This window comes from Banduia mediterranea, from assembly GCF_031846245.1.
Taxonomy (GTDB): Bacteria; Pseudomonadota; Gammaproteobacteria; order Nevskiales; family Nevskiaceae; genus Banduia; species Banduia mediterranea.
On record NZ_JAVRIC010000063.1, the window covers coordinates 1 to 934 of the forward strand.

The 934-nt window shown below is 53.9% G+C and carries 2 protein-coding genes; both read right to left on the reverse strand.

Features of this window, described 5'->3' with window-relative positions; all coding sequences use genetic code 11:
- Positions 1-112: 112 nt before the first annotated feature.
- Entirely contained in the window at positions 113-406 is a 294-nt protein-coding gene (locus RM530_RS18365; protein ID WP_311366718.1) for a HigA family addiction module antitoxin, read from the reverse strand.
- On the reverse strand, positions 406-684 hold the full coding sequence (locus RM530_RS18370) for a type II toxin-antitoxin system RelE/ParE family toxin (protein WP_311366719.1): 279 nt from the start codon (positions 682-684) through the stop codon (positions 406-408). Before RM530_RS18370 ends, RM530_RS18365 begins: the two co-directional genes overlap by 1 nt.
- Between the last annotated feature and the right edge of the window lie 250 nt (positions 685-934).

Consider the following 934-nt stretch of genomic DNA (forward strand, 5'->3'; position numbering starts at 1 on the left):
CGTTTGACCCCGACGTCCGTGACCCCGACGTCAACCCCGACGTCATGTGCTCCGCCGCTACTGACATGCACCGATTGGCAGAGAGCTTAATAGAAACTCCCTTGAGGCAGAGCTAAGCTGCCCGAAACTCAACTTTTTCAACCGCGTCTAAATTGACCGATTTTCGAGCCTGCCACAGGTCGTAGTTGTCTTGCATCGTGAGCCAGCTTTCGGGAGTGCGGCCCACAGCCTTGGAAAGACGAAGCGCCATTTCTGAGCTGATACCACTGCTGCCGTTCAGCACACGCGCAAGCGTAGACGGTGAAACCCCAAGCTTTACTGCAAGCTGACGGCCTGTAATTTCAAAAGGTTCAAGATAAACCTCACGAATGAACTCGCCGGGATGTGGGGGATTGTGCATACCCATTAGTGATAATCCTCGTAGTCGAGCACATATGCGTGTCCATCTCGGAACTCAAACGTAATGCGCCAGTTGCCATTGACCCAGATAGACCACCGGCCTTTATCTGTACCTTTTAGTTCATGCAGTTTGAAGCCTGGGATATCCATGTCTTCAGCCGAGGTTGCGGTGTCCAAGGCAACGAGCTGCATTCTCAAGCGCTTCGTGTGTTTCGGCTGAATTCCTGAAGCCTTTCCGGTTTCATAGAACTTTCTCAACCCCTTGTGACGAAATGACTTGATCATGCGGCAACATTAGCATGTTGCGCGCCACGCATCAACTCGCGACAACTCGACGCCTAACGCCTGCCTTCAGCCGCGGATTTGACGACGCGAAGCGGCGGCAAATACGTCGGCTGGAAGGCATGGTTGAACGAAGCCGCTCCGCGGCAGGAATGGCGAAACAAGAAACAGGGCGCCGAAGCAGGCAACTTCTCCTTCACACCCAAGTCCGGGTGTGCACCCTTGAAGGAGAAGCGACATGGATTCATCGGAG